The sequence below is a fragment of the Acidovorax sp. T1 genome, assembly GCF_002176815.1.
Classification (GTDB): Bacteria; Pseudomonadota; Gammaproteobacteria; order Burkholderiales; family Burkholderiaceae_C; genus Acidovorax.
Map to the genome: position 1 here is coordinate 1,603,434 of NZ_CP021648.1, position 17,763 is coordinate 1,621,196.

Here is a 17,763-nt window from a genome sequence, read left to right on the forward strand (position 1 = left end):
CGAGGCGATTCCGTAAGCCTGATCAGGGACCTGAATAGGCGCGGAATCGATGATCAAGTTCACCATCACCAGTACCAAAGGGGGTGTCGGCAAGACGACGCTCACCGCCAATCTGGGGGCGCTGCTGGCCGACATGGGCCTGCGCGTCCTGCTGATCGACGCGGATGTCCAGCCGTCGCTGTCGAAGTACTTTCCCCTGGCAGCGCCGCAGCCGGCGGCCGGGTTGACCGAGGTCATCGTCCGTGGCCAGGTGACGGCCGCGTGCATCACGCCGACCGTGTTTCCGAACCTGCACATCGTGGTCTCGGATGACCCGGAGGGTCATCTGCCCAACTGGCTGCTCAACCGCATCGACCGCGGATTTCGCCTTCGCTTCGCGCTGCAATCGCCGGCGGTGGCTGGCCACTACGACTGCGTGCTGATCGACACGCAAGGCGCGATCGGTCCGTTGCAGGACGCCGCCGTCATGGCTGCCGACATCCTCGTCTCGCCGATCACCCCGGAAATCCTGTCGGCGCGCGAGTTCAAGGACGGCACGATGGAGTTGCTCGACAGACTGGAGCCTGGCAGTGCGCTCGGCGCCACGCTGGGGCCGGTCAAGGCGGTGATCTATCGACAGGACCGCACCTCGGATGCCCGCTTGATCGCCAGCGGGATCCGTGAAGACTTCATCCGTCTGAAGGGTCGGGTGTCGGTGCTCGACACCGTGGTGCCGCATGCCAAGGCCTACAAGGAAGCCGCGACGCTGCGCATACCGGTGCATCGCCATGAACGCCGCCGCGATGGCGTGATGCCGAGTGCCAGCACCGTCATGCACCAACTCGCGTGGGAACTCATCCCAAGCCTGCAGGGCGTACTCGCCGACGAGCCTCAAGTGGAGGAGCCGTCGTCATGAGCCACAAGGTTTCCGTCGATGAGCGCCGCCGGCTCGTGGCGCAGTCTCTGCAGGTGGGCAACCCGGGCAACAACGCGCGTGACCTCCCAGGTGTTGCCGATGCGCGCGCGTCCCACGATCAGTTCGAACACCAGATCGAGCTGACGGTCGATGACATCCGGCCTTACGAGAACAACCCGCGCCGATCGGCGAACGTCAAGTTCGACGACATCAAGGAGTCGATCCGCACCGGCGGACTGAGGTCGCCGTTGACGGTGACGCAACGACCAGGGGAGTCTCACTTCATCGTCGAAGCCGGTGGCAACACCAGGCTGCTTGCGCTGCAGCAACTGTGGTCAGAGACGCGGGACCCTCGATTCCGCCAGCTCGTGGTGCTGTTTCGGCCATGGAAGTCGGAGAGCCACGTCCTCACCGCCCACCTCATCGAAAACGAGCAGCGCGGTGAGATGAGCTTCTGGGACAAGGCCACCGGCATCGTGGCGCTCAAGCACCGACTGGAAACAGAGCAGGGACGGCTGCTGACCCTGCGCCCGCTGGAGGATGCACTCCATGCCCTTGGTCTCGCGGTCAACACGGCGACGCTCGGGCTGTATCTGTTTGCCACTGAACGGCTCCGTACCCTCGGTGAGGCCGTGGCCGGCCTGGCTGGTCTGGACGTCAAGACCCTGCAGCCCAGGCTCAACGCGATCAAGCGGTACGCACTGGCCAGGCAGTCATCGTCCGAGGATGCGCTGTACGACACGGTCTTCGAGCCCGTATTCAGGCGCATCGCCGACAAGTACCCGCATACCGGCGAGTTCAGCGTCGCCGCCACCTGCGAGGCGTGCGAAGCGGCAATGGCCGCGTACCTTGGCGAACCAGTCGATACGCTGCGCGAAGGACTCCGCCCGGCATCGGCGCGTGGAGGGCAGGGTGAGCCTCCTGCACATCGGACCGAGGCGACGGCCACGCCATCCATCGTCGAAACGGTGGCGCCCACTGTGCACGCCGATGCCCCGCCGCCTGAACGCGACGATCTGCTGCGGCGCGCGCGCGCCTTCGCCGATGTCGTGGGTCTCAGCGACTGTGTTCAGCCGGCGCCAATGTCGTCCGCCGGCTTCCGGCTCGCTCCGATTCCAGATCCTGGCGCAGCAGCACCGGCGCGGCAACGTGCTTGGGGGCTGCTCGCAGGTGTCAGTGGCCAGGTCGACAGCGAGGCGCTTGCTTCTGTATCTCTCGATCAGACCTTCCTGCTCTGGCTGGTCGACCCGGCCGATGCATCGGCCACAGCGTTCTGGGAGGTGCTGGCATGCCTCAGGCGGACGCATCGTCCGACCGGCGGACCAGATGCCGGAGGCAACGCAGCGCTGACCCGGGGGGAGGCTTGATGCTTCCGCTTCACGACACGCAGGTTCGCCTCGTTCTGCTCAACCACGTCACCCTGCGCCTGGCAGACGCGAGGCCCGACGAACTGGATGCCGTCGGCATTGCCAACGAGCAGCTCGATCGCCTGCGTCAACTGTCTGCGCTCGATCTCAATCGGCTGGCAGCCATGCGCACGCTGACCATCGGCATCGCCCTGGATGGGGAGGCTTTGCAGGCCGGCTTGCGCACTGTCGCCCTCGTGAAGGAGGCCAAGGCGCTGGAGGCGTATTTCATCCGCCACGGCGCGTCGACCCAGCTGATGAGCGCGCTCTTCAAGATTCGCCGCAAGCTCACCTTGAAGTTCCGCCGAGATCTCGACGTTCGCCGGCCTTCAGGGCGTGTGCCTCTGCCGGATTACGCCACGCGCGAACGCATCTATCAGGTCTGGCGAACGATCGGCGACCCGGCGCCGCGCATCCGCTACTACCAGTTGCACCAGGCCTTCACGCACCTGCCGATCGCCGTGTTGGAGGTGGTCATCCGCGATTTCGAGGCGGACGCATGAACGCACGCATCGAATCCCGCGGCATCACCACCGAGCTGCTGCTGGAGGTCTTCGACATTCCGGTCAGCTTCCATCGTTGCCTCGTGCCGGTGGCCGGCGGCGTGACGCCGGCACTGATGCTGTCTCAGGCCATCTGGACCAGCCAGGCACTTGAGCCCTCGGCGGGCGGTTGGTTCATGCGGTCACAGGAGCAATGGACGCAGGAGACCGGCCTGTCGCGCTGGGAACAGGAGACGGCAAGGCGTGCTCTGCGGCGGGCCGGTCTGCTGGAAGAGCGACGCCTGGGCATGCCGGCAAAGCTCTGGTTTCGGGTGTGTGCCGACGTTCTCTTGCACGCCCTCCAGGCGAGCGTCGACCGAGGGGGACGGTGACGATGGAGGGGGCTGGCCGTGGCTGATCAACCGGGCAACGCTTCGTTCGACCCGTCGGCATGGGAGCCATCCAACCGTACCGCGCCGCTGTCCGTCATCTGGTCGCTGCTCGGGCGCCATATCGCGTTTCACCGGCGTCTGGTCGACCTGACCGACAACGTCAAGGCGGCGTTGCTGCTGTCGCAGTCGATCTACTGGACGCGTCGTGGAAGGGACATCGCCCGCAACGGCGGGTGGTTCCACAAGACCACCGAGCAGTGGTCCTGGGAAACCGGCTTGTCGGCCAAGGAGCAGAGCAGTGCAAGGGGTGCGCTGAAGGTGCTCGACCTGGTCGATGAACGTCTCCTTGGGATTCCTGCCCGCCTGCACTTCCGACTCAACACGGAGCAGTTGGGCAGCCTCCTCGCCGAACGGATCGCTGTCGATCCGCGCACTGCCGACTGGAATGACATGGTGATGGTGGCCGAGATGCTGGGGCCGTCGGTGGCCTACCACCGCGCGCTGGCGGGCATCGCCGGCGGCGTGCATGCCGGGCTCATGCTGTCGCGGGCGCTGTACCTCACGCGGCTGCAACACCGACGCCAGCTCGATGCCTGGGTCTGCAACTCCGCCGCTCGGTGGTCCGAGGAAATCGGGCTGACTCGCCGCGAACAGGAGACGGCCCGTCGCGACCTGGGCCGCGCAGGCGTCTGGGAAGAAACACTGCGGGGCATACCGCCCAGCCTGGTTGCTCGTGTCCGGCTGGACTGCCTGCTGTCGTTGCTGACGGATGGTGCGCAAGCGACCGCGTTTGGCGCCGCTCGGGAAGCAAGGCAAGTCTGCGTGGACGCCACAGTCAGCCTTGCACAGAAGGGCGAATCAAGCCTGTGGCATCCCCACATCGTTGCCTCGCCGAAACCGCCATCCCTGATTCACCCAATCCGCCATCACTGTGTCGACGAAAGCGCCACTCCTCTAATTGAACACAGTACATGTGAATCAGTACAACAACCACAAAGCACGTCGCGCGAAGCGAATGCGCCAAGCCTGACGGCCGGTGGTGGTGACCTGATCTTTCCTGACCGGATGCTGCCGGATGAGTGTGCTGCGGCCCGCCTGCTGCTGCGCCAGAGCGGCGAACAGGCCCAGGTGCTCCTCGACGAACTGGCCGGGCGGCTGCAGACCAATGGTGTGCGCAGCAGCCCGGTGGCCTATCTGCGCGGCCTCATCAACCGAGCCGCCGCCGGCAGCTTCGTGCCGGAACTCGCCCCTCGCATCGCAGCTGAGCGCCGACAGCGTCAGAAGGCCGCTGAACAGCGCCGTGAGCGCGAGATCGAGGAACGGCGGCTGGAGGCCGAGCGTGCCACGCCCGAGTACCAGGCCAGGACCCGTGCCCAGCGCGAAAAGATCAGCAGGTTGCTCGAGGACATGAAGCAGCGCATGGGCCCGGGCCGGCCGCGATGAATGAAACCCGCCGTCCCATCGATCAGCCGCATTTCATCCCAACTCAAGGAGATCTCCATGCCTACGCCAGACACTGCTTCATTGCCCAGCTTACCGACGCTACCCACGCCGCTCGCATTGTCGACGGCGACCACTTTGGGCCAACTGGCGGACGAGACGCCCGACGTCATGACGCTGCACACCCAGGACGCCTTCCGGATGTTCACGGGACGGGCTGCCGATTCGCAGACCAAGGCGCCCGCCATTCCGGGCGGCCGGCGGTTCGCCGCCGTACTCAAATCGATCTGGTACCTGTCGGCCAATGACAACCCATATGCCGACTGGATCCTGATCCGCGTGTACCAGTCGCTCGTCACCATCCGGGCGCAGATGGCGCAGGCCATCTGCGTGCGCGAGGCCGAATTCGAAGGGCTGCGCCGCAAGGGGCTCAGCCTGTCGGTGCTGAGCTCACGCAGCCCGGCCACCGTCGCATTGGGTTTTCGCAGTCCGTACGGGTACGCCACCGCGGAGGCGATCGTGGAATTCGACTACCACGTGCGGATGGTCAAGACGCTGGTACTTAAAGACCGTCTCAGCGACGGTGATGGTCGTGCAGCCATCCGCGAAGTCGGACGTGGTCTGCGCGCGCTGTTCCTGGAGCCGATCCGCTGGGAGCGCCTCCTGTTACGCGAGGAAATGCTGCCCTTGAGCCGGAGCGACTTCCTTCCCGGCGCCGATGACCTGGCGCGGCAGCGGATGCACATTGCGGTGACGCTGTTTGGTGAGGTGCCGCGTGCGGTCTTCACCGGCGACGACGCGCCGAGACATTCGCAGCGACGGATCACACCCACCGCAGCCGAGCTGCGGCTGCTGAGGCAGGCGTCGCTGAGCATCGCCGCGCAGCCCGAGCCAGCGACCCCGCCTACGGGACAGCTGCTGTGACCAGCACACCAGCGTCGGTCGGATACCAGCCCAGCAGGCCCGAGCTGCGGATGCTCGGTGCCGTCGCGCGCCAGTCGATCTGCGACGCCTGGCAGCGGGGCGCAGACCGCACTGCGTTTCATGGCTACAGCATCGAAACCAGGCGCATCGGCAGGGCCGACGATGGCCATCCGCTAATCGTTCTGACCTTGCGCGCCACCGGCGTCGGAGGTGTGCTGGATCGACTTTTCATTGCAGTTGCATCGCACCCGATTCCGGGTTCAGCATTCCACATCAGCTTCGATTGGACGCACGCTTCGGCGTCGCGCCGAACCGAGTCTCTCGTTGGCTGTGTCAGCCCGTTTGATGCGCGTCACGCATCGCCCGAATCCGGTCAGATCTCCTGAAAACCGGGAGCCGCAAGGCTCGGAGATGTTGTCAGTCGCTTCAACCCAGTCGGGGAGTCCCATCCCCGCACTGGGGGTGGTCTCTCCTTTTCCATGTGTTCCATGTCCATAGGAGGCCATCATGTCCGAGTCATCTCAAGCCAGCAGCCCGTCGTCCTTCTTCAATCTGCACGTTGAAGGCGTCGGCTATCTCAATCGTGTTCGCACGATCAAGCCGAAGAAAGGTCAGGAGTTCCTGGCCTGCACCGTCGCCGCCCTCCGTGGCAGCGACAGTGATGTCAGCTACACGAAGTTCGACTGCCGTGTCAGCGGTGCTGACGCCCAGGAAGTCGTCAAGCGGTTGGAAGCTGATGTCATGGCCGACAAGGCCGTGATCATCGGTTTCAGGATCGCTGACATCTACCCCGAAATGTTCACCTTCGGAAAGGGTGAAAGGAAGGGGCACCCTGGCGTCGCCATCAAGGGGCGTCTGCTGCGCATCAAGTTCGCCAAGGTCAACGGCGAGTCCATCGATGTGCCGCAGCCCGCCCGGCCCTTGGAGCGCGACAGCGTTCCGTTCTGACCGCGCGACGTTCGTCGTCGTTCCATCCCTTGGGGAGTCTTCTCCCCAAGGGGCGGAGCTCTCCGATTTCTTGATGAGGAGAGTTCCATGTGTCCGAAGATCGAATCGTTGTCAGATACCGACTTGCTTGGCGTGTTGGTCGGCCCTCGCCATGCAGTCCATCTGTTGAGGGATTCCAGTGGCAGCCTGTCCCAGTTGCTGCACGAGCCGTTGCCGGTCGAGTACGCACAGCCCCGGGTCGCCTCGAAGCTGAAGGCAGCCGCCGAGTTGGTCCGTCGTTCCTTGGTCGAGGCCATCGCGCACAAGGATGTGCTGGCCTCACCCGCTGAAGTTCGAACCTTCCTGCGCGTCACGTTGGCCAAGCGAGACCACGAGGTCTTCATGGTGCTGTTCCTGGACGCGCAGAACCGGGTCATCGCTTCGGAAGAGATGTTCCGGGGCACCTTGACCCAGACCAGCGTGTACCCACGCGAAGTCGTCAAGCGCGCTCTGGCACACAACGCCGCGGCTGTGATCCTTGCGCATAACCATCCGTCCGGCGTCGCCGAGCCCAGCCGGGCCGACGAGTTTCTGACGCGAACGTTGCGTGAGGCATTGGCTCTGATCGACGCCCGTGTACTCGACCACTTCATCGTCGCCGGCAACGGCGTCGTGTCGTTCGCAGAGCGCGGTTTGCTGTAGGCATTCGTGGTGCGACATCCAAGGCCCGTCCTTGGCTGAGCGCCCGATGAGTTGACGCGACACCTGTCGCGTCCCATGTCCGGATCGAAATCCTTCGGTCCGGTTTTCGTTACCCCAGCGGGGATGTGCATCCCCGGCCTGGGGACAGCCGTCTCCGCATTTCCATTGGAGTCATCACCATGAAAAGCGGACGTACCCTCGTCGACCTGGCACAAGAACTGGAGCGCCAGATCGCCACCAAGCAGGACCTGGTCCTTCCCTCGTCCTTGTTGCAGTGCCGTACCGATGAGGGCGGCAACCTGAAACTGATCGTCGATGCCGGGAACCACCTCGCGAGCGGTGGCATCAAGGGCGGCGGCGAATACGGCATCACCAGCCTCGCGCGACGCCAACTCGCCGACAAGCTGAAGATTCCGTTCACCTACTTCGAGCGCATGCGCGCAGGCCAGCCGGACTTGCTCGACCGCAACGTCAACACCTGGCTGCAGACTGAAGGCGACCGCCGGATGATCCGCACGCTCGATGGTCAGGTGAGGGCGGTGCTGTCCGATCGCTACCGGCGACTGGACAACTTCGACCTCGCTGAAAACGTCCTGCCCATCCTGCAGCGACTGGCGGGTGCTCGCTTCGAGTCGGTCGAACTGACCGACACGAAGATGTACCTGAAGGTGATCACGCCGCGTGTCGAGTTCGAAGTCGCCCCTGGCGACATCGTGCAAGCCGGCATCGTCATCACCAACTCTGAAGTGGGTTGCGGCACTTTGTCGGTGCAGCCGCTCATCTACAGGCTGGTGTGCAAGAACGGGCTGATCGCGTCGGACCATGCGTTGCGCAAGACCCATGTCGGGCGCTCCCTGTCGTCAGAGGAGGAGTCGGTCACCGTGTTCAGGGATGACACCCTGGCCGCGGATGATCGGGCCTTTTTCCTGAAGGTGCGCGACGTGGTTGAAGCGGCCGTCTCGGAAGCCACTTTCCGCCAGGTCGCCATGAAGCTGCAGAAGACCCGTGACATTCGCCTGACCGGCGATCCCGTGAAGACAGTCGAGGTGCTGGCCAACCGCTACACGCTCAACGACACCGAGCGTGCCGGTGTTCTGCGGCATCTCATCATCGAAGGCGATTTGTCAGGGTACGGGCTGGTCAACGCCGTCACGCACTACTCGCAGGACGTCGAGGATTACGACCGAGCCACCGAGTTCGAGGCGTTGGGGGGCAAGCTCATCGAGCTGGCTCCAACCGAGTGGAAGGGCCTGGCCCACGCTGCATGAAACGCCGGGAGCACCGTCCAAGACGGTGTTGCCCGGCGCCTGCCCTCGATCGATTTCCTCCCCCTCGCCCGGCGCAACCTCACGGTTGCCCGGGCATTTTTTGGCTGTCAGCAGTGCTGACGCGCGTGGGCCCCTTGGCCGGGTCGACGTAACGACGTCGGTTGATGTTTTAAGTAGGACTGGGTGCTATACTTCGTCATGCCAAGAAAGTCTTCCGCGAGAGCATTCAAGACTGCCTGGTTCGGCAAGGCTGCCAAGAAGGCGCGGATTGGTGATCCGACGTTGATGGCTGCGATTTTGGAGGTCATGCGGGGTCAGGCGGATGATTTGGGCGGTGGCGTATTCAAGAAGCGGCTCAACGAGAACATGCACCGCTCCATCGTCTTGGCAAAGGGTGGCCAGCACTGGGTCTTCGCGTATCTCTTTGCCAAGAAAGATCGGGCCAATATCGATCCCGACGAGCTCGCTGCTTTCAGGAAGCTCGCGCAGGCCTACGGTCGCATGACGGATGCCGAGTTGGCATCCGCACTGAGTCAAGGTGACTTACAGGAGCTTTTCCATGACGCGTAAAGCCAAGTTCAAGAGTGACGCCTTCGAGGCTATCTACAGCGCTGCGCAGGGGCTGCACCGGGCCGGCACCATCGACAAGGCGACCATGCGTGATTTCGACGAGTCCTGCCTCGCGTCGCCGGTGGAGATCGCACCTGAGGCGATCAAGCGAATTCGGGAGGGCGCACACGTCAGCCAGCCGGTGTTTGCGCGCTTTCTGAACACCAGCGAATCCACGGTGCAGAAATGGGAGGCCGGAACCAAACGGCCGAGCGGCATGGCACTCAAGCTGCTGGCCGTCGTCGAAAAGCACGGTCTCAAAGTACTGGCCTGAGCGTCGAGCCAGCACGCCGATGACCACTGCCTTCACCCGGTACATCGGCATCGACTATTCCGGTGCGCAGACGCCGGAGTCCAGCCTGAAGGGGCTCCGGGTCTATTGCGCCGATGGCGCTGCCGCAGCGCAAGAAGTGGTGCCGCCACCGAGTCCGCGCAAGTACTGGACGCGACGCGGCATCGCCGAGTGGCTCGCGGACCGCCTGGCCGAGGATGTCGCTACGATCGTCGGCATCGACCACGGGTTTTCGTTTCCGCTGCGCTATTTCGAAGTGCACCGGCTGGAGCCGGACTGGCCCAAGTTCCTGGAGGACTTTCAGCGCCACTGGCCCACGGATGCCGAGCACACCTATGTCGATTTCGTGCGCGACGGCCTGGCTGGCAACGGCGCAGCGCGCGCCGGCAACACCCGCTGGCGCAGGATGACCGAACAACGTGCCGGCTCGGCCAAGTCGGTGTTCCATTTCGATGTCCAGGGCTCGGTAGCCAAATCGACCCATGCCGGCATCCCCTGGCTGCTGTACCTGCGCAGGCAACTCGGCAGCCGACTACATTTCTGGCCATTCGATGGTTGGTCAGTCCCCTCGGGGAAGTCTGCCGTCGTCGAGGTCTACCCGTCGCTCTGGAAGCACGCCTTCCCGGCCGATGACCGCACGCCCGACCAGCACGACGCGTTTGCCGTGGCGTCGTGGCTCAGTGAAGCCGACCGGTCTGGCCAGCTCGAGCGGTTTCTGCAACCGAACCTGACGCTGCCGGAGCGCATGGTGGCCGGCGTGGAGGGCTGGATCCTGGGCGTCGGATGACCCAGACCGGCGGCAATATCGGTACCTACCGGCCGAGATACACCGCCGTGATCTGCTCCCTCTCATGCCCCAGCTCTGCGCTGATCGTGAGCCGAGCCTCCCGGTCCAGTTCGCGCTGTTCAGCTGTCAGATCCTTGGACCTCGGGCCACCGGCTGCCGGTGCCGTCCATCCCGTGAGTTCCCGGTAGCGGACCTGCGCGTACTGGTGTCGATGCCCGTGGATGCGGTGCACGCCTGCCGTTGCGCACTGGTGTTCGAAGCGCCGCAGTTGCTCGACGTAGCTTCGGTCTGCAGGAATGAGGCTGCCCCTGCCTGCCAGTGCCTTGGCTTCATCGAGCACCAGGCGCTGCTCGTCGTTGCGGATCGGGATCTCGCGGGCGCGGCCGCCCTTGGTCCAGGTGTCCTTCAGCGCAAGCTTGTTGCCCCGGTCTGCCCACTCTGGCCGGATCTTGATCGACTCTCCTCGCCGCAGGCCGAATGCGGCCTGCAGCCGCAGGGACATCGCGGTGTAGGGGTCGGTAATGCGGCCGAGCTCGGTGCCGGACAGCTCGCGCGCCTTGCTGACGTTGGTGACGTACTGCCGGTTGCCGATGCCATAGTGGTCGTTGTCGCGCGCGATGACGTTTTGTTTGCCGACCTTCTCGGCCCACCAGCGCAGTTCGGCCATCCGGTTCTTGATGGTGCCGACCGCCAGGCCCTCAGCCTGCCATCGCTCGACCAGCCCCTCGACGTGCTTGGGCTTGAGGCTTGCTGCAGCCATGTGCCGGTAGCCGAGTTCTTGAAGCTGGCCCGCCACCAGGTCGAGCACGCGCTCGCGATCGCGTTGGGTCGCATAGCTGCCGTCGCGGTTGCGCCGGCACAGCTGCTTCAGCTCATAGTTCAGATCCCGCATTCGCTGTCTCTCGGTTTGTCATCCTTTGGTCTGTCAGTTGCCCCGGGGTATCCGCTCGTTGTCGCTGGTGTGTTCAGGTCAGGTAAGTGTTTCTGTCCGTCCCGAACGCCTGAGCGCTGCGGGAACTACGAGGGACACGGGACACCACTCCCGTCTTGTGCCGAGGTCTTGCTGCTGGCCGCCGCGGCACGCGGCATTGGCTTCGATGGCGCTTGCTGCTGCAAGTCCCTCCATCGAGTTGAGCCATTCCCCAAGGCTCTGGGTGCGCCGGGTGGCGCCGTGGCTGACATGGCCCGCGGGGAGCGGGCGGGGCAGATCGCGTTGCACGCTCTGCGGTTCTGATGCGCGGTGAGCCCATCACTTGGGGCCATCACTTGCGGCTGCTCGGCATCAGCCCTGGGGCGCTGGGGCAGCGTGCGCGTCGTCACTACTGGCTGGCGCCGCGTAGTGACGACGCGGTTGGCGCAGCGGGTATCAGCAGCAGGGCGCTGGCGAGGTTGCAGCAGCTGGACATCGGCTGTCGCCGCTTCGGTCTGGCCGACTGGTTTCGGCAGCGCAGCGGGCCGGCGGGCGCGGCAGGGATGCCGGTTGGGGCAGGGCGGGCGCCTGTCGTGCCCGAAGCCTGACGCGTATCTCCACGCCTTTCGGCTGCCGGGTTTCAGGAGATGAGGCCGGCGATCGCGCCCGCGTGAGCGGGCATGGGCGATGCGGTGACGGGCATCAACCGGGCTGACTCAGCTAGCGAGAAATCAAACGGACCGATGCTGCGCCAACATCATGCGGACTGCAACAGCAGCCAACGCGGCGGCCGTCTCCGGCTGCCAGATTGGCAAGCCCATTGCTACAGGGCCGTCAGCACGGCTGACAGCGGGTACCGCAGTGGCGGGCCAGACGGCTTACCCACCGCCGCGCGAGTCTTGCGTGTGAGGCGCCGATCGCGCGGCCGTGGATAAGCGCTTTCGATCGCCGGTCCGCTATGCGTCGCTGCCGTGCTCGTCCTCATCGGCGCGGTCGCTGCGCTTGCCGTTCACGTGCGCCCAGAACGCGGACTTGCGCGCGTGTCGCGACCGGATCGCGGCCTCGAAGTCGTCGTGCGATTCCAGCGGCAACAAGCCAATGCCTGTGGCGGCGATCTCCCGCAGCCGCGCCCAGTAGCGGGCAGCATGCCCGTAGGCACGGGCATAGGCCCGGGTGAGGATGGCCGTGAGCAGCGCCCTGTAGATGGCGGTTTCGCCACGCAAGCGCTGGTGGGCCTGCAACGCCTTCGCCAGCGGCACCAGCGCACCATAGTTGTCGCCGCGTATGCGGGCCGGTTCGGCCAGCAGCATCGCCTCGGCCGCTTCATCGTCGCCGATGTCCATCAGCAGCGTGGCCGCCGCCGCCGGGTCGTCGTGTCCCAGCGCCAGCTCACGGGCTCGCTCCAGTGCCTGGTGCCTGGACGCTTCGGGTAGGTGTTCGAGCCAGCGGTGCAGGTCGAACACGGAGATCGATCGCTCGAACAGGCGCTGCCGGATGGCAGAGCTCTCGCCGTACCGGCCGAGGCGGCCCAGAGCGTCGGATTCCAGGCTCTGCCGGGTGTCCTCCATGTGCCCCCATGGCCCTTGAAGCCAGGTCAACGCATCGGTCGGACGGTCGGCCTCGAGGTAGGCCTCGGCGAAGTCCTTCTGCTGAATCGCGTTGGGTTGCGGGCTGTAGCTCAGCACGGCGCGCACCTTGACGTCTGGGTCATGCAGGGCCTCGGCCAGCAGCGACAAAGCGGCCGAAATCTTGAACACCTCGTACGCAGGACCGTCGCCGCTTGCGGGGGCGGCAAGGGCGCTGGCCATGCGGGACTCGAACTGCGCCACCAGTGCGCGCAGCGCTGTCTCGTCGAGCAGCAGCTCCGCGCGGCGCAGCAGTTCTTCGCGAGCGCCGTACTGGTCGTCGCTGACCAGCCGCACAAGCCGGCCTGGCCACTCGCTCGCGGGTGCCTCGCACTGGGAGGCGGCTTGCAGCCAATGCCGACATGCGGCGCGCACCGCGTCGCCGATGCAGCCGTCGGAATCGTCGGCACGCTCGAAGAAGGCACCGTCGGCCTCGATGAACGATTCGAACAGCGCCAGTGCGGCGGCGGGATCCTTCGGCAACAGCTCGCGATCGACCTGGTCCAGCCAGGCTTCCAGCGTGCGCCCGAACTCGCCAGCCTCGCGGTAGCTGAAGAACTTGGACGAACGGCGCCAGGCGGTCAGCGTCTTCCGAAAACCGGCCGCGAGCTTGTCCGGCCGGTCGGCCAGCTGCAGCCGCGCGAGCCGCGCCTGCACAGCCTCGTGGTCATTGGCCAGTTCGATCAGAACGGCCACCAGCGTCGATGGGTCCTGGCACTTCAGGAAAGACTCAAGATCGTCGGCCGGCTTGGGTGGCATGGTCACGGTGGCGAAAGTCCCGGTCAGTCGGACGGCATACCGTGGCTGAGGTCCCAGAACGTCCCCTGCCAATTCGAGATACGTCCCTCGGTGCCGCAAGCAGGGCAGTGCCAGGCTACCGAGTCGTCGTCAGTCATGCTGGTGTCCACGCGGCGGTTGTCGCGCTTGCGGCACTTGAAGCAGACTGGTCCGGGCGTGCTTTCCGGTCGGTCGAAGTCGGACGCATGGGCGATCACTGAAGTGATGAAGTCGGCCATCTTGCGGGCGGGCCCCTTCTCGGGTCCGATGTCGCCCTTGTCGTCGAGGTAGTGTCGAGTGTCGATCACGTACACGGTGTTCGTTCTTCGCTTCCAGTTGCCTGCATCGGCATCAATAGTCGACCGCGTTCTCGGAGCGGATGCGCTTCTCCCTGATCTTCACCATGACCTCTTTACCTTTGGCAGCGGGCCCCGCAACGATGGAGCTAGGCGGTGTCATTCCAAGCCTTCGAAGCGGATGTGCATCCCGTGCCCGCGCCACAAGGGTACGGGTACCTCCTCACTGGACTCGAAGGGCTGGTTCACGCTGACGACAGCGACCGACGCGAAGTGCCCAGTGGTACTCAGCTTTGCGCACCCATCTGCAATGGCAGCCCAGTTGGTCGGGCGATTGGCGTTGCTGGCCGGAAACTTGGCCGACCGCACGACGACCCACTCAGGCCTTCTGGTCTTGCCGACGAACCAGATCGACGGATCGACCTCAGGGTTGCCTTGCCAGGACATCAACTCGAAGCCTTCCTTCTGCAGGAAGTCCCTGACCACCTGAACTGCCATGTCATGTACCTCCCATGGCGACATCTCGATCTTCTCGTCCGTGACCAGGGATACCGGGTCGATCGGCTTTCTGGTCTCTGCATTCAATAAGCCCCAGCCCGGCATGTCTGCCACCCATGAGCCACCGAAGAGCTTCTTCTTCATCGGCAGGATGCAGGCGTGTCCGTTGGCGTCCCTGGCAGCGGCGGCAAGCCCGCGCATGCTGCCTGGGCCCTGAGCCTTGCCGTCTGCGTCCTCGATGCGGACAAAGTACAGCTGATTGCCGAGGCGAAACGACAGGTGTTCCAGAAACGGCGGGTAGGGATGTGCGCGCAGCCAGGACTGGATTCCGCCGTCTACTTGATCGCTCAGGTGGATGCCGGCCGCCTTCCAGCACGGAAAGAAGGCTTCCGTCATCTCGTGCATCTCAATGTCGTGCATACCCAAATCCTTCCTGCTACCTTGACAACCTTGTTCCGTCGGCACCGACTGCATTTGGAGCCTGGCCGTCGACGGGCTCGTCCTCGATCTCCTTCCACATATTCAGAAAGTGGGCGGCCGGGACACCGCCACGCACGACGACATATCCAGTTCTGATTTCCCTGCGCCCCCAAGTCGTCTGCCAGGGCGCCGTGAATGACCAAAGCTCATCGTCCGCTCCGACGCTTTCAGCGAAGGTCTTCCAAGCAGCATTCAGGTGGCCGAACGGCAGGTCCGGGACCGCACCCAACGGGTCTGTGACCGCCTCGCGAGCCTCGATCTGAAGAACAGGCAGACGCTCCTGCAGGTGACTGCGCTCCACCGCAAACTCACCCTCTTCGTCCAGCGCAGACACGCTCTTTTTCCCGAAGATCTCCTTGCCCTTCATGTAGAGAGCAGCGGGCCAGACGACTACGACGGCAACGGCAGCGAGCACCGGAGCCACCACGTCATTCAGGATTCGGTACGAGAGCTTCTTGCGGTCAGGGTTGACCGCGTCGAGAAGGTCATGAAGCGATTCCGGCTCGTCCTTCTTTGTCAGCCGGTGCGCACCAAAGACAACGGCAAGCACCGCAGCGCCGATCCCCAGGTACCAATACAGGTAGATCACGGGGCCTCCCCATCGTCCTTCTTGGCCCGAGGAAACACTGTCATGGCACCAACGTCATAGCCTTCAGGTGCGCTCTCGGACTCTGCCGTTCCGTTGTGGCGTACGCGGGTGTGCTTGACGACGCCACGCTCCAGGTCTAGAAACAGGTCTCGCTCGAAGGTGCTGCCGTAGCCCATGTGAACGTACTCGAGCTGCTTGCCCTGCGGGATGCGGATCGTGCCCGAGTACCAGTGGGCGAAAACTCTGTCCGGAAATTCCGGAAAGATGGTGGCAACCGATGCTTCGTCTCCGCTCTCCAGGGTGCCGTGCAGCTCGACCAGATAGAGCCGGCCATCGATGATTTCCCATCGACCAACGTAGCCCCGCCACAGCGCCGTGCAATTCGATTCGAAGCGCGGATTGACCCCGCCCATGGCGAAGTAGTCGCTGAGGGGGTTGGTGCACATAGCCACATCCTTACCCTCGTAGCGGAGCTTCTCAGCGATCTGCGCTGTCATGCCCGCACTCCGAGTGACGCCAACATGGCGTTTGCCCATTGTGCGCGGTTCATCGCCCAGAAGGCCGAGTTGACGGCGATACCTGAGGCCGCGTACAGCGGGTTCGGGAGGAAGCTGATGTAGGCCGGGTTGTTGCCCAACTTGCCTGGACACCAGGCCCCGAAGTGCGGCGGCAGGTCATGGGCGGCCATTTCCATCTTGTTGAGCTGCAGGCACACCTGCTCGAGGCGGTGCTCGTCTTGCAGCTGGTGCGGCATCTGCAGCAGGCAGAACAAACCGCCGCCCAGCTCTGGGTGTGGCTGATCGGCCATGAGCTGGAACAAGGCGGTCTTGTGGTCTCCGGCCGCCGCACTCACTGCGCCTTCGTTCAAGCCGAACTCGGCCGTCAGACCCAAGCCTCCGGTGGTGCACAGGCACATCTGTGAGAGATATCCCTCGACTTGCGCGAAGTCGCGCTCAGTCCACTTCGATGTGCCGCCTCGCTGTCCTTCGTTGGTCATGGTCCGGCGCAGCGCGCCGAGAATCGCCTCGGTGCCACAGATCGTGGTGAACATCAGAAGCGGCAGGTGCAGCGTTCGCCAAGAGTCCTCGGCTTCGTAGATCGTCAGCCTGGATCCGATGTAGACGTTGCCGCGATCTGCGCACAGGGACCCCAACGCGGCGAACGCGTTGTAGGCCGCCGTGGCCTCTGCCTCCTTGCCCTGGAAGAGGGTCAAGATTGGCTTGGGCAACTCGGTGATCATGCGCACCACCGCGCGGATCGGCCCGTTCTCCGACTCTCGGGTTTCGGGCGGCACAACCTCGATGCGGATCGTGTAGTGCTCATGGCGGGCCGTGAGGGTATTGCCCTTCAGGCTTGCCTTGATCGACGTAGGTTGCAGCATCACCATCAGATCGCCGAGCGGCACGCCTAGTGGGCTGGGTTCATCCTTCTTGTTCCAAAACATGGTTTCTCCCCGATCAAAACCTGCCCCTGCTCGGCCGTTCAGGAGGGCAACTCCTGTGCTTCGATGCGCCAGCGCGGCGCACCTTGACCAACCCGCGGGTGCTGAAGATCATTCTGTACATCGACAAGCTCACTGGATGAGCCTGTCAGCTTCCGGGGTCAGTGCTTGGTCCAATGCGTCGCGAAGTGACTTGAGCTCCGCGGTGCTGAACACGCCCTGGAACTTGACCTGATCCTCGGGGCGCCGAGCCGTTGGCACAAAGCTGATCAGCCGGAGGCTGTGGCCGTGCGCCGAGGTGGTGATGTCGATCGAGAGCTCGTAGGCCGGGGTGGCCTGGATGAGTGAACGCATGTACTTCTCCTGTTTAGCCGCTTTGACATGTGTCGGGGGCGGCAATCTGGATCAAATCCCCCCGGTCGTTCACCTTGAAGGTGGGCTGACCAGCCCGTGATTTCATCGCAGCAAGATCAGTTGCGGTACGGCGTCGCCACCCGCCCAGACGATCGCGTTCTGCTCCAGCCGTGTCCCCAGCGCCTTGGCCGCCTCCAAGGTCAAGCCGAAGATCAGATGGCTCGCTTCACCGGGCCACTGATTGGACGGGTGCTGGCCGATTCCCTCGATGCTGGCAAGGCTGCGCTGGCTGATTTCGCGTCCCAGGGCGGCATGCCGTTCGGCATTGGCTTCGTCGTCGAGGATCTGGCTGAAGGGGTTGCAGGCCGTGATGTACGCGCTGCATTCGACCCGGTGGCGCTTGTGCGCGGCGGCCAACGCCGAGCAGGTTTCGCCCACTTTCAGGGTGAACGGTTCGTCGCCATGCACCCTGTACTCGGTCTCCCGAAAGGCCTGCACGGTGCCAGCGTCGATGATTGATTCGAACAACAAAAAAGCCCTCCGTTGTGGGAGGGCCGACGCTGTACCCGCTTCGTTGCTCCAGTAGGAGCCGCATCCGCTTTCGCGTTTCCACCTTGCCCGGGAAGGCAGGTTGGCATGGGCGTCGACCCAATTCCAAATGTGCCCAAA

General features: G+C 64.3%; 22 protein-coding genes and 1 riboswitch. Of the genes, 13 read left to right on the forward strand and 9 right to left on the reverse strand.

The annotated features are described in order from the left end of the window. Positions 1-49: 49 nt before the first annotated feature. The 13 genes from CCX87_RS07605 to CCX87_RS07665 all read left to right on the forward strand — a co-directional run bounded on the left by CCX87_RS07605 (position 50) and on the right by CCX87_RS07665 (position 10,124). Positions 50-895, forward strand: a complete 846-nt coding sequence (locus CCX87_RS07605; RefSeq protein WP_087745177.1) for a ParA family protein — start codon at positions 50-52, stop codon at positions 893-895. Further along, positions 892-2,262: a ParB family protein gene (locus CCX87_RS07610; protein ID WP_087745179.1), complete on the forward strand. Its 1,371-nt coding sequence runs from the start codon at positions 892-894 to the stop codon at positions 2,260-2,262. The genes CCX87_RS07605 and CCX87_RS07610 overlap by 4 nt, the downstream gene beginning before the upstream one ends. Next, entirely contained in the window at positions 2,262-2,804 is a 543-nt protein-coding gene (locus CCX87_RS07615; RefSeq protein ID WP_157667111.1) for an STY4526/YPO1902 family pathogenicity island replication protein, read from the forward strand. Before CCX87_RS07610 ends, CCX87_RS07615 begins: the two co-directional genes overlap by 1 nt. Then, the gene (locus CCX87_RS07620) at positions 2,801-3,175 is read left to right on the forward strand and encodes a hypothetical protein (RefSeq protein ID WP_087745183.1); all 375 of its coding nucleotides are present in this window, start codon (positions 2,801-2,803) and stop codon (positions 3,173-3,175) included. Before CCX87_RS07615 ends, CCX87_RS07620 begins: the two co-directional genes overlap by 4 nt. Positions 3,176-3,193: 18 nt before the next feature. After that, positions 3,194-4,618, forward strand: coding sequence for a hypothetical protein (locus CCX87_RS07625; RefSeq protein WP_087745185.1), 1,425 nt, complete (start codon positions 3,194-3,196; stop codon positions 4,616-4,618). A gap of 57 nt (positions 4,619-4,675) precedes the next feature. Continuing rightward, positions 4,676-5,539 carry a PFL_4669 family integrating conjugative element protein gene (locus tag CCX87_RS07630; RefSeq protein ID WP_157667112.1) on the forward strand — a complete coding sequence of 288 codons (864 nt, stop codon included), beginning with the start codon at positions 4,676-4,678 and terminating at the stop codon, positions 5,537-5,539. Beyond that, positions 5,536-5,925 carry a hypothetical protein gene (locus tag CCX87_RS07635; protein ID WP_143218332.1) on the forward strand — a complete coding sequence of 130 codons (390 nt, stop codon included), beginning with the start codon at positions 5,536-5,538 and terminating at the stop codon, positions 5,923-5,925. The genes CCX87_RS07630 and CCX87_RS07635 overlap by 4 nt, the downstream gene beginning before the upstream one ends. Positions 5,926-6,046: 121 nt before the next feature. After that, the gene (locus tag CCX87_RS07640; protein ID WP_087745191.1) at positions 6,047-6,487 is read left to right on the forward strand and encodes a DUF3577 domain-containing protein; all 441 of its coding nucleotides are present in this window, start codon (positions 6,047-6,049) and stop codon (positions 6,485-6,487) included. An 87-nt stretch (positions 6,488-6,574) separates the two neighbouring features. After that, the gene (gene radC, locus CCX87_RS07645) at positions 6,575-7,168 is read left to right on the forward strand and encodes a RadC family protein (protein WP_087745193.1); all 594 of its coding nucleotides are present in this window, start codon (positions 6,575-6,577) and stop codon (positions 7,166-7,168) included. A gap of 179 nt (positions 7,169-7,347) precedes the next feature. After that, positions 7,348-8,436 (forward strand): DUF932 domain-containing protein, encoded by a 1,089-nt coding sequence (locus CCX87_RS07650; RefSeq protein ID WP_087745195.1) that lies wholly within the window; start codon positions 7,348-7,350, stop codon positions 8,434-8,436. A gap of 183 nt (positions 8,437-8,619) precedes the next feature. Continuing rightward, entirely contained in the window at positions 8,620-9,006 is a 387-nt protein-coding gene (locus CCX87_RS07655) for a type II toxin-antitoxin system RelE/ParE family toxin (RefSeq protein WP_369825241.1), read from the forward strand. Further along, the gene (locus CCX87_RS07660; RefSeq protein ID WP_087745199.1) at positions 8,996-9,319 is read left to right on the forward strand and encodes a helix-turn-helix domain-containing protein; all 324 of its coding nucleotides are present in this window, start codon (positions 8,996-8,998) and stop codon (positions 9,317-9,319) included. The genes CCX87_RS07655 and CCX87_RS07660 overlap by 11 nt, the downstream gene beginning before the upstream one ends. Before the next feature lie 19 nt (positions 9,320-9,338). Continuing rightward, complete coding sequence (locus CCX87_RS07665) at positions 9,339-10,124, forward strand: hypothetical protein (RefSeq protein ID WP_087745202.1); 786 nt, start codon at positions 9,339-9,341, stop codon at positions 10,122-10,124. Positions 10,125-10,149: 25 nt separating this feature from the next. On the opposite strand, the gene CCX87_RS07670 is transcribed toward CCX87_RS07665, so the two are convergent. From CCX87_RS07670 to CCX87_RS07715, 9 genes are all read right to left on the reverse strand, one after another. After that, positions 10,150-11,016: a phage integrase N-terminal domain-containing protein gene (locus CCX87_RS07670; RefSeq protein ID WP_087745204.1), complete on the reverse strand. Its 867-nt coding sequence runs from the start codon at positions 11,014-11,016 to the stop codon at positions 10,150-10,152. Positions 11,017-11,990: 974 nt separating this feature from the next. Next, positions 11,991-13,418 carry a DUF6880 family protein gene (locus CCX87_RS07680; protein ID WP_087745208.1) on the reverse strand — a complete coding sequence of 476 codons (1,428 nt, stop codon included), beginning with the start codon at positions 13,416-13,418 and terminating at the stop codon, positions 11,991-11,993. A 23-nt stretch (positions 13,419-13,441) separates the two neighbouring features. Beyond that, positions 13,442-13,750 (reverse strand): hypothetical protein, encoded by a 309-nt coding sequence (locus tag CCX87_RS07685; RefSeq protein ID WP_087745210.1) that lies wholly within the window; start codon positions 13,748-13,750, stop codon positions 13,442-13,444. Between the two features lie 141 nt (positions 13,751-13,891). Further along, complete coding sequence (locus tag CCX87_RS21080; protein WP_198314774.1) at positions 13,892-14,650, reverse strand: hypothetical protein; 759 nt, start codon at positions 14,648-14,650, stop codon at positions 13,892-13,894. 16 nt (positions 14,651-14,666) lie between these two features. Then, positions 14,667-15,299, reverse strand: a complete 633-nt coding sequence (locus CCX87_RS07695) for a hypothetical protein (protein ID WP_087745212.1) — start codon at positions 15,297-15,299, stop codon at positions 14,667-14,669. Then, entirely contained in the window at positions 15,296-15,796 is a 501-nt protein-coding gene (locus tag CCX87_RS07700; RefSeq protein ID WP_198314775.1) for a hypothetical protein, read from the reverse strand. The genes CCX87_RS07695 and CCX87_RS07700 overlap by 4 nt, the downstream gene beginning before the upstream one ends. Next, positions 15,793-16,743 carry a hypothetical protein gene (locus CCX87_RS07705; RefSeq protein ID WP_087745214.1) on the reverse strand — a complete coding sequence of 317 codons (951 nt, stop codon included), beginning with the start codon at positions 16,741-16,743 and terminating at the stop codon, positions 15,793-15,795. The genes CCX87_RS07700 and CCX87_RS07705 overlap by 4 nt, the downstream gene beginning before the upstream one ends. A 129-nt stretch (positions 16,744-16,872) precedes the next feature. Next, positions 16,873-17,094 carry a hypothetical protein gene (locus tag CCX87_RS07710; RefSeq protein ID WP_143218334.1) on the reverse strand — a complete coding sequence of 74 codons (222 nt, stop codon included), beginning with the start codon at positions 17,092-17,094 and terminating at the stop codon, positions 16,873-16,875. Positions 17,095-17,196: 102 nt separating this feature from the next. Further along, a complete protein-coding gene (locus tag CCX87_RS07715) occupies positions 17,197-17,625 on the reverse strand; it encodes a DUF3293 domain-containing protein (protein ID WP_087745217.1) in 429 nt (142 codons plus the stop codon). A 29-nt stretch (positions 17,626-17,654) separates the two neighbouring features. Then, positions 17,655-17,761, reverse strand: a riboswitch (SAM-I-IV-variant riboswitch). Positions 17,762-17,763 lie beyond the last annotated feature (2 nt).